Origin of the sequence: Stenotrophomonas sp. HMWF003 (assembly GCF_003061285.1) — a bacterium.
In the GTDB taxonomy this organism is placed as follows: domain Bacteria; phylum Pseudomonadota; class Gammaproteobacteria; order Xanthomonadales; family Xanthomonadaceae; genus Stenotrophomonas; species Stenotrophomonas maltophilia_AP.
Map to the genome: position 1 here is coordinate 1 of NZ_QAIW01000197.1, position 8,283 is coordinate 8,283.

9 protein-coding genes and 1 tRNA gene are annotated in these 8,283 nt (G+C 64.7%); all 10 read left to right on the top strand.

From position 1 onward, the window contains the following. The first annotated feature begins 39 nt into the window (after positions 1–39). On the top strand, positions 40–795 hold the full coding sequence (gene tpiA, locus DBR34_RS08070; protein ID WP_038687231.1) for a triose-phosphate isomerase: 756 nt from the start codon (positions 40–42) through the stop codon (positions 793–795). A 55-nt stretch (positions 796–850) separates the two neighbouring features. Next, complete coding sequence (gene secG, locus DBR34_RS08075; RefSeq protein ID WP_038691966.1) at positions 851–1,291, top strand: preprotein translocase subunit SecG; 441 nt, start codon at positions 851–853, stop codon at positions 1,289–1,291. Positions 1,292–1,355: 64 nt separating this feature from the next. Further along, positions 1,356–1,440: transfer RNA gene (locus tag DBR34_RS08080), tRNA-Leu, on the top strand. Positions 1,441–1,553: 113 nt separating this feature from the next. After that, a complete protein-coding gene (locus tag DBR34_RS08085; protein WP_026069699.1) occupies positions 1,554–1,910 on the top strand; it encodes an NADH-quinone oxidoreductase subunit A in 357 nt (118 codons plus the stop codon). Beyond that, on the top strand, positions 1,901–2,455 hold the full coding sequence (locus DBR34_RS08090) for an NADH-quinone oxidoreductase subunit B (RefSeq protein ID WP_038687233.1): 555 nt from the start codon (positions 1,901–1,903) through the stop codon (positions 2,453–2,455). Before DBR34_RS08085 ends, DBR34_RS08090 begins: the two co-directional genes overlap by 10 nt. Positions 2,456–2,487: 32 nt before the next feature. Then, on the top strand, positions 2,488–3,240 hold the full coding sequence (locus DBR34_RS08095) for an NADH-quinone oxidoreductase subunit C (protein WP_038687235.1): 753 nt from the start codon (positions 2,488–2,490) through the stop codon (positions 3,238–3,240). A gap of 89 nt (positions 3,241–3,329) precedes the next feature. Continuing rightward, positions 3,330–4,559: an NADH-quinone oxidoreductase subunit D gene (locus tag DBR34_RS08100; RefSeq protein WP_236546307.1), complete on the top strand. Its 1,230-nt coding sequence runs from the start codon at positions 3,330–3,332 to the stop codon at positions 4,557–4,559. Positions 4,560–4,653: 94 nt separating this feature from the next. After that, positions 4,654–5,181, top strand: a complete 528-nt coding sequence (gene nuoE, locus DBR34_RS08105) for an NADH-quinone oxidoreductase subunit NuoE (protein WP_038687236.1) — start codon at positions 4,654–4,656, stop codon at positions 5,179–5,181. Positions 5,182–5,184: 3 nt separating this feature from the next. After that, the gene (gene nuoF, locus DBR34_RS08110) at positions 5,185–6,525 is read left to right on the top strand and encodes an NADH-quinone oxidoreductase subunit NuoF (protein ID WP_128096409.1); all 1,341 of its coding nucleotides are present in this window, start codon (positions 5,185–5,187) and stop codon (positions 6,523–6,525) included. After that, positions 6,522–8,283 (top strand): NADH-quinone oxidoreductase subunit NuoG (gene nuoG / locus DBR34_RS08115; RefSeq protein WP_128096410.1); only part of this gene is annotated, 1,762 nt, incomplete at its 3' end. The genes nuoF and nuoG, both read left to right, overlap by 4 nt.

Consider the following 8,283-nt stretch of genomic DNA (forward strand, 5'->3'; position numbering starts at 1 on the left):
TCCGGTATCATTGCCGGCTGATACCCAAAGGAGCACCGCATGCGCCGCAAGATCGTGGCCGGTAACTGGAAGCTGCACGGCAGCCGCCAATTCGCCACCGACCTGGTCAGCGACCTGGTCGCCAGCCTGCCGGTCGACGGCGTCGAGGTGGTGATCCTGCCCCCGCTGCCGTACCTGGGCGAACTGGTCGAAGCCTTTGAAGGCCGGGCCATCGCCTTCGGCTCGCAGGATGTCAGCTCCAACGAAAAGGGCGCCTACACCGGCGAAGTCTCCGCCGCCATGCTGGCCGAGGTCGGGGCCCGTTTCGGCCTGGTCGGCCACTCCGAGCGCCGCCAGTACCACAACGAAACCAGTGAACTGGTCGCCCGCAAGTTCGCCGCCGCCCTGCATGCCGGCCTCGCCCCGGTGCTGTGCGTGGGCGAAACCCTGGAACAGCGCGAGGCGGGCCAGACCGAACAGGTCATCGCCGCCCAGCTCGCCCCCGTGCTCGCCCTGGTCGGCCCGGCCGGCTTCCAGCACGCCGTCGTCGCCTACGAGCCGGTCTGGGCCATCGGCACCGGCCGTACCGCCTCCAAAGAGCAGGCCCAGCAGGTCCATGCGTTCATCCGTGGCGAAGTGGCCAAGCTGGATGCTAGAATCGCCGATTCGTTGCCGATCCTGTACGGCGGCAGCGTGAAGCCCGACAACGCAGGGGAACTGTTCGCGCAGCCCGATGTCGATGGTGGGCTGGTGGGCGGCGCCTCGTTGGTCGCCGCGGACTTCCTGGCCATCGCCACTGCGGCGGCCGGGCGCTAATTAGTAATGTTGCCGGCCAACCGTCGGCACGAACATGTCCGAGGACGGATTCGAAATGCTGATGTTGATCCTCAATGTGGTCTACGTGCTGGTGGCCGTCGCCATGATCGCGCTCATCCTGATGCAGCGTGGTTCCGGTGCCGCCGCAGGCTCGGGTTTCGGTGCCGGCGCCTCGGGTACGGTGTTTGGCGCGCGTGGCGCGTCCAACTTCCTGTCCAAGTCGACCAAGTGGCTGGCCGTGGTGTTCTTCGGCATCAGCCTGTTCATGGCCTGGTACGCCAGCCATGGCTCGCGCCCGGCCACCCAGCAGGATCTTGGTTTGATGTCGGCCCCGGTCGCAACGACCCCGGCCGCCCCGGCGGGCGAGCTGCCGGCCGTGCCCAAAGCCCCGGAAACCGCTGTGCAGCAGTCGGTTCCGCAGGCTACTGTGCCGGCTCAGGCGGAAACGCCGAAATCTGGTGAAGAAAAGCCTTCGGAAGGCACCCAGACTCGCTGAAGACGGTTACAATATGCGGCGCACTGAGGGAATCCGATAGGGAAACCCCTCCTTGCGAACGTAAGCCCAGGTGGCGGAATTGGTAGACGCACTACCTTGAGGTGGTAGCGACTTAGGTCGTAGGGGTTCGAGTCCCCTCTTGGGCACCATTTTGTTTGTAAGCGGGTTCGTCTGGCGCGCAAAGCGCCAGGTAGCGGTATCCGTCCACTCCCCCATGCCAACACGCCTGCAGGCGTCGCGGCAGAGGCAAGAGAGAATCGCTGTGCTGGCCGAATATTTGCCGTCTCTGCTGTTTCTGATCGTTGCCACCGGTATCGGCGTTGCGCTGATGCTGGTTGGCCGATTCCTCGGTCCACGACGTCCTGATCTGAAAAAGCTCTCGCCGTACGAATGCGGCTTCGAGGCTTTCGAGGACGCGCGCATGAAGTTCGATGTGCGCTACTACCTGATCGCGATCCAGTTCATCGTATTTGACTTGGAAATCATCTTCATCGTGCCGTGGACCCAGGTCTTCATGGAGCTGGGCGCACGTTCGCTGGTCACGATGGGCCTCTTCGTAGGCATGCTTTTCCTCGGTTTCATTTACGTCTGGAAGAAGGGAGCGCTGGAATGGGAGTGATTCAGACGCTCGACGGCCTGATGAACAACCCGGTCCCGGAAGGGCGGGTCGACGACATCCTGCGCCCCGAAGGCGACAACCCGCTGCTGGAAAAGGGTTACCTGACCACCAGCGTGGACGCGCTGTTGAACTGGGCCCGTACCGGTTCGATGTGGCCCATGACCTTCGGTCTGGCCTGCTGCGCGGTCGAAATGATGCATGCCGGCGCCGCGCGCCTGGACCTTGACCGCTACGGTGTGGTGTTCCGCCCGTCGCCGCGTCAGTCCGACGTGATGATCGTGGCCGGTACCCTGGTCAACAAGATGGCCCCGGCCCTGCGCAAGGTCTACGACCAGATGCCGGACCCCAAGTGGGTCATCTCCATGGGCAGCTGCGCCAACGGTGGCGGCTACTACCACTACTCCTATGCAGTGGTTCGTGGCTGTGACCGCGTGGTGCCGGTGGACATCTATGTCCCCGGTTGCCCGCCAACCGCCGAAGCGCTGGTGTACGGGATCCTGCAGTTGCAGAAGAAGATCTGGCGTACGCAGACCATCGCCCGCTGACCTCCCTCCTGACTAGAGCACGCCAAGCCCCCATGGCAGAGCAAGCACCTTCCTTCATCGACCGACTCTCCGCACACTTTGCTGGTGCGCAGGTCTTCGTGGTCGAACCCCGCGGCGAAGTGACGCTGGAAGTGCCCGCCGCTGACTGGCATGCCACCGCTGTGGCGCTGCGCGACGTATTCGGTTTCGAGCAGGCCGTCGACCTGTGCGGCCTGGACTACCTCGGCTACGGCAGCGACGAATGGGATACGGCCGATGTGTCGTCCCAGGGCTTCAGCCGTGGCGTCGAGGGCAAGTCCGTCGGCCGTTTCGCCTGGGGTGAATTCCCCACCCGCGAAACCAGCGATGGCGCCCAGCCGCAGCCGATTCCGTTGCAGCGTTTCGCCGTGGTCGCCCAGCTGCGTTCCTACCAGCACAACCTCACCATGCGCATCCGTTGCTTTGCGCCGAATGAGGAACTGCCGGTGGTCGCCTCGCTGACCGATGTGTGGCCGGGCCTGAACTGGTTCGAGCGCGAAGCGTTCGACCTGTTCGGCGTGATCTTCGAAGGCCACCCGGACCTGCGCCGGATCCTGACCGATTACGGCTTCGTCGGCCATCCGTTCCGCAAGGATTTCCCGCTGATCGGCAACGTCGAAGTGCGCTACGACGAAGAGAAGAAGCGCGTGATCTACGAACCGGTCACCTCGGTGGAACCGCGTGTCGGCGTGCCGCGCGTGATCCGTGACGATGCCCGTTTCCAGACCGCTGCCGGCGAAAGCGCGCAGACGGAGGCAGTAAAGTGAGTGCTGATCTGAGCAAGCGTGAACCCCAGGCCCACCAGGCCTTTGCGAGCAACCCGGCGGAACTGCGCCAGGAAATCCGCAACTACACGATGAACTTCGGTCCCCAGCATCCGGCCGCGCACGGTGTGCTGCGCCTGATCCTGGAAATGGACGGCGAAACCATCATGCGTGCAGATCCCCACGTGGGCCTGCTGCACCGTGGTACCGAAAAGCTGGCCGAGTCCAAGCCGTTCAACCAGTCGATCGGCTACATGGATCGCCTGGATTACGTGTCGATGATGTGCAACGAGCACGCCTACGTGCGCGCGATCGAAACCCTGATGGGGATCGAGGCGCCGGAGCGTGCGCAGTACATCCGCACCCTGTTCGACGAAATCACCCGCATCCTGAACCACCTGATGTGGCTGGGCTCCAACGCGCTCGATCTGGGCGCGATGGCGGTCATGCTGTACGCCTTCCGCGAACGCGAAGAGCTGATGGACTGCTACGAAGCGGTCTCCGGCGCGCGCATGCACGCGGCGTACTACCGCCCGGGCGGCGTCTACCGCGACCTGCCGGACCGTATGCCCAAGTACACCGAATCGCGCTGGCACAAGGGCAAGGCCCTGAAGAACCTCAACGCCGCGCGCGAAGGTTCGCTGCTCGATTTCCTCGAGAATTTCACCGTTGAATTCCCGAAGCGTGTCGACGAGTACGAAACCCTGCTCACCGACAACCGCATCTGGAAGCAGCGTACCGTCGGCATCGGCGTGGTCACCCCCGAACTGGCGCACGCCTGGGGCATGACCGGTGTGATGCTGCGTGGGTCAGGCGTTGCCTGGGATCTGCGCAAGAAACAGCCGTATGCCAAGTACGACGCCGTCGATTTCGACATCCCGCTGGGCAAGGAAGGCGATTGCTACGATCGCTACCTGTGCCGCGTGGCCGAAATGCGCGAATCCAACCGCATCATCAAGCAGTGCGTGGCGTGGCTGAAGGCCAACCCGGGCCCGGTGATGGTGAAGAACTTCAAGGTCGCCCCGCCCAGCCGGGAAGACATGAAGGACGACATGGAAGCGCTGATCCATCACTTCAAGCTGTTCAGTGAAGGCTACTGTGTCCCGGCCGGCGAAACCTACGCCGCCGTCGAAGCGCCCAAGGGCGAGTTCGGCTGCTACCTGATGTCCGATGGCGCCAACAAGCCGTTCCGCGTGCACCTGCGCGCGCCGGGCTTTGCCCATCTGTCCTCGATCGACTCGATCGTGCGCGGGCACATGCTCGCCGACGTGGTGGCCATGATCGGCACCTACGATCTGGTGTTCGGCGAGGTGGACCGGTGATCGCATCCGCTTGCACGATGCCTGACACCCGCCGGCTGCTGCCGGCGCTGCAGGTTCTGGTTCTTAACGATTTCGTATTCGCTGAGGTCGGCCGATGAAGGCGACAGGTAATTTCGAGGCGGCGCGCGACGTCGACCCGATGGTGGTCTTGAATGACAAGACCCGTGCGCACATCGATCATTGGCTGGCCAAGTTCCCGCCGGATCGCAAGCGCTCGGCTGTCCTGCAGGGCCTGCACGCCGCACAGGAGCAGAACGCGGGCTGGCTGACCGACGAGTTGATCGCCGGCGTCGCCAAGTACCTGGACCTGCCGCCGGTGTGGGCCTACGAAGTGGCCAGCTTCTACTCGATGTTCGAGCTGGAGAAGGTCGGCCGCCACAATGTTGCCTTCTGCACCAACATCAGCTGCTGGCTGAACGGCGCCGAGGACCTGGTCGCGCACGCCGAGAAGAAGCTCGGCTGCAAGACCGGTCAGTCCACCGCCGACGGCCGCGTCTATCTCAAGCGTGAAGAAGAATGCCTGGCCGGTTGCGCCGGTGCGCCGATGATGGTCATCAATGGCCATTACCACGAGCGCCTGACCGTCGAGAAAGTCGACGAGCTGCTGGACGGGTTGGAGTAAGACATGGCACATCATCACGCACCCAGTGGTCCGGTCGGTCCCGCACCGTTGCCGCACCAGGTGGTCTACACCACCCTGCATTACGACACCCCGTGGTCGTATGAAAGCTACCTCAAGACCGGTGGCTACGCCGCCCTGCGCAAGATCCTCGAAGAGAAGATCTCGCCGGAGCAGGTCATCGAGATGGTCAAGCAGTCCAACCTGCGCGGCCGCGGTGGCGCCGGCTTCCCGACCGGCCTGAAGTGGTCCTTCATGCCCAAGGGCACGATGCAGAAGTACATCCTGTGCAATTCGGATGAATCCGAGCCGGGGACCTGCAAGGACCGCGACATCCTGCGTTACAACCCGCATTCGGTCGTGGAAGGCATGGCGATCGCCTGCTACGCCACCGGCTCGACCGTGGGCTACAACTACCTGCGTGGCGAGTTCCACCACGAGCCGTTCGAGAACTTCGAGCAGGCCCTGGCCGACGCGTACGCGAACGGCTGGCTGGGCAAGGACATCCTTGGCAGCGGCGTGGACATCGACATCTACGGCGCGCTCGGCGCCGGCGCCTACATCTGCGGCGAAGAAACCGCGCTGATGGAATCGCTGGAAGGCAAGAAGGGCCAGCCGCGCTACAAGCCGCCGTTCCCGGCCAACTTCGGCCTGTACGGCAAGCCGTCGACGATCAACAACACCGAGACCTATGCCTCGGTGCCGGCGATCATCCGCAATGGTCCGGAGTGGTTCCAGGGCCTGAGCCTGACCAAGAACGGCGGTCCGAAGATCTTCTCGGTCTCCGGCTGCGTGCAGAAGGGCGGCAACTTCGAAGTGCCGCTGGGCACCACCTTCGACGAGCTGCTGGAAATGGCCGGTGGCCTGAAGCCGGGTCGTACCCTCAAGGGTGCCGTCCCGGGCGGCGTCTCGATGCCGGTGCTGAAGGCCGACGAGCTCAAGGGCCTGCAGATGGACTACGACACCCTGCGTGCCCTGGGCACCGGTCTGGGGTCGGGGGCCATCGTGGTGCTGGACGACAGCGTCTGCTGCGTCAAGTTCGCCTGCCGCATCAGCCAGTTCTTCCACAAGGAATCCTGTGGCCAGTGCACCCCGTGCCGTGAAGGCACCGGCTGGATGCACCGCGTGCTCGAGCGCATCGTCGCCGGCAAGGCCACCATGGAAGACCTGCATCAGTTGAAGACGGTGGCCGGCCAGATCGAAGGCCACACCATCTGCGCGTTCGGTGAAGCGGCGGCATGGCCCATCCAGGGCTTCCTGCGCCAGTTCTGGGACGAATTCGAGTACTACATCGTCAACGGTCATTCGATGGTTGACGGCAAGAAGGTGGAGGCAGCCGCTGCATGAGCGCGCAACCCAACAATCCGGGCGTGACGCCGGCCGTGGTGCCCGAGGGACATGTCACCGTCGAAATCGACGGTCAGTCCCTGGTCGTGCCCAAGGGCTCGATGATCATCCAGGCCGCCGACAAGGCCGGCATCCCGATCCCGCGCTTCTGCTACCACGAGAAGCTGCCGATCGCGGCCAACTGCCGCATGTGCCTGGTCGACGTGGAAAAGTCGCCCAAGCCGGCACCGGCCTGCGCCACGCCGGTCATGGATGGCATGAAGGTCGCCACCCGAAGTGAAAAGGCGCTGAAGTTCCAGCGCTCGGTGATGGAATTCCTGCTGATCAACCACCCGCTGGATTGCCCGATCTGCGATCAGGGCGGCGAGTGCGAGCTGCAGGACGTGTCGCTGGGCTATGGCCGTTCGGTCAGTCGCTTCAACGAGCGCAAGCGCGTGGTGCCCGACGAGGACATCGGTCCGCTGGTGGCCACCGAAATGACCCGCTGCATCCAGTGCACCCGCTGCGTCCGCTTCACCGTCGACGTTGCCGGTACCTACGAACTGGGTGGCATGTACCGCGGTGAGAACCTGCAGATCGGCACCTACGACGGCAAGCCGCTGACCACCGAGCTGTCCGGCAACGTCGTCGACGTGTGCCCGGTCGGCGCGCTGACCAACAAGGTGTTCCAGTTCCGCGCCCGTCCGTGGGAACTGACCGCGCGCGAGTCGCTGGGCTACCACGACGCGATGGGCTCGAACCTGTTCCTGCACGTGCGTCGCGGCGAAGTGCTGCGCGCCGTGCCGCGCGACAACGAGTCGGTCAACGAATGCTGGCTGTCCGACCGTGACCGCTATTCGCACCAGGGCCTGTACAGCGAAGACCGTGCGGTCAAGCCGCTGCGCAAGGTCAACGGCGAGTGGAAGGAAGTGAGCTGGGCCGAAGGCCTGGCCGCGGCCCGCGACATCTTCGCCGCGAACAAGGGCGATGACCTGGGCGTGCTGGTGCACCCGTCGGCCTCGAACGAGGAGGGCGCCCTGCTGGCCCGTCTCGCCACCGGCTTGGGCACCACCAACATCGATCACCGCATCAACAACCGCGACTTCTCCGACGCCGCCACCGCCGAAGTCTTCGGCCTGCCGCTGGCCGAGATCGAAGGCGCGGACAGCATCGTCGTGCTGGGCAGCAACATCCGCCACGAACTGCCGCTGCTGCATGCCCGCCTGCGCAAGGCGCAGACCACGCGCAACGCCAGGATCCACGCCGTCAACCCGGTGGACTTCGACTTCGCGTTCAAGCTGGCCAGCAAGCAGATCGTCGCCCCGTCCGCCTTCATCGACGCGCTGGGTTCTGCCGCGCTGCGTGATGCCGTCAGCGCCTCGGCCGGCAACGCCGTGCTGATCGTGGGTGGCATCGCCGAAAACCACCCGCAGGCTGCTGCGATCCGCGCCGCCGCGCGCGATTTCGCCGCCGCTACCGGTGCCAAGCTGTGCCGTATCCCGCAGGGTGCCAATGCCGTGGGCCTGTCCCGCGCTGGCGTGCTGCCGGCCGGCAAGGACGTCAACGCCATGCTGGCCCAGCCGCGCAAGGCCTATGCCCTGTACGGCATCGAGCCGGGCCTGGACTTCGCCGACGCCGCCGCTGCCCGCAAGGCACTGGCCGGTGCGCAGGTGGTGGCCTTCAGCCAGTTCGCCTGTGCCTCCACCCGCGACGTGGCCGACGTGATCCTGCCGATCGGCGCGCTGCCGGAAGTGGATGCCACCCTGACCAACCTCGATG

What these genes read in the sequence shown, in the direction of transcription:
- DBR34_RS08095 (WP_038687235.1), top strand. Translation starts at nt 2,488, where the DNA reads ATGGCAGAGCAAGCACCTTCCTTCATCGACCGACTCTCCGCACACTTT.
- DBR34_RS08100 (WP_236546307.1), top strand. Translation starts at nt 3,330, where the DNA reads ATGAACTTCGGTCCCCAGCATCCGGCCGCGCACGGTGTGCTGCGCCTG.
- nuoE (WP_038687236.1), top strand. Translation starts at nt 4,654, where the DNA reads ATGAAGGCGACAGGTAATTTCGAGGCGGCGCGCGACGTCGACCCGATG.
- nuoF (WP_128096409.1), top strand. Translation starts at nt 5,185, where the DNA reads ATGGCACATCATCACGCACCCAGTGGTCCGGTCGGTCCCGCACCGTTG.
- secG (WP_038691966.1), top strand. Translation starts at nt 851, where the DNA reads ATGCTGATGTTGATCCTCAATGTGGTCTACGTGCTGGTGGCCGTCGCC.
- tpiA (WP_038687231.1), top strand. Translation starts at nt 40, where the DNA reads ATGCGCCGCAAGATCGTGGCCGGTAACTGGAAGCTGCACGGCAGCCGC.
- DBR34_RS08090 (WP_038687233.1), top strand. Translation starts at nt 1,901, where the DNA reads ATGGGAGTGATTCAGACGCTCGACGGCCTGATGAACAACCCGGTCCCG.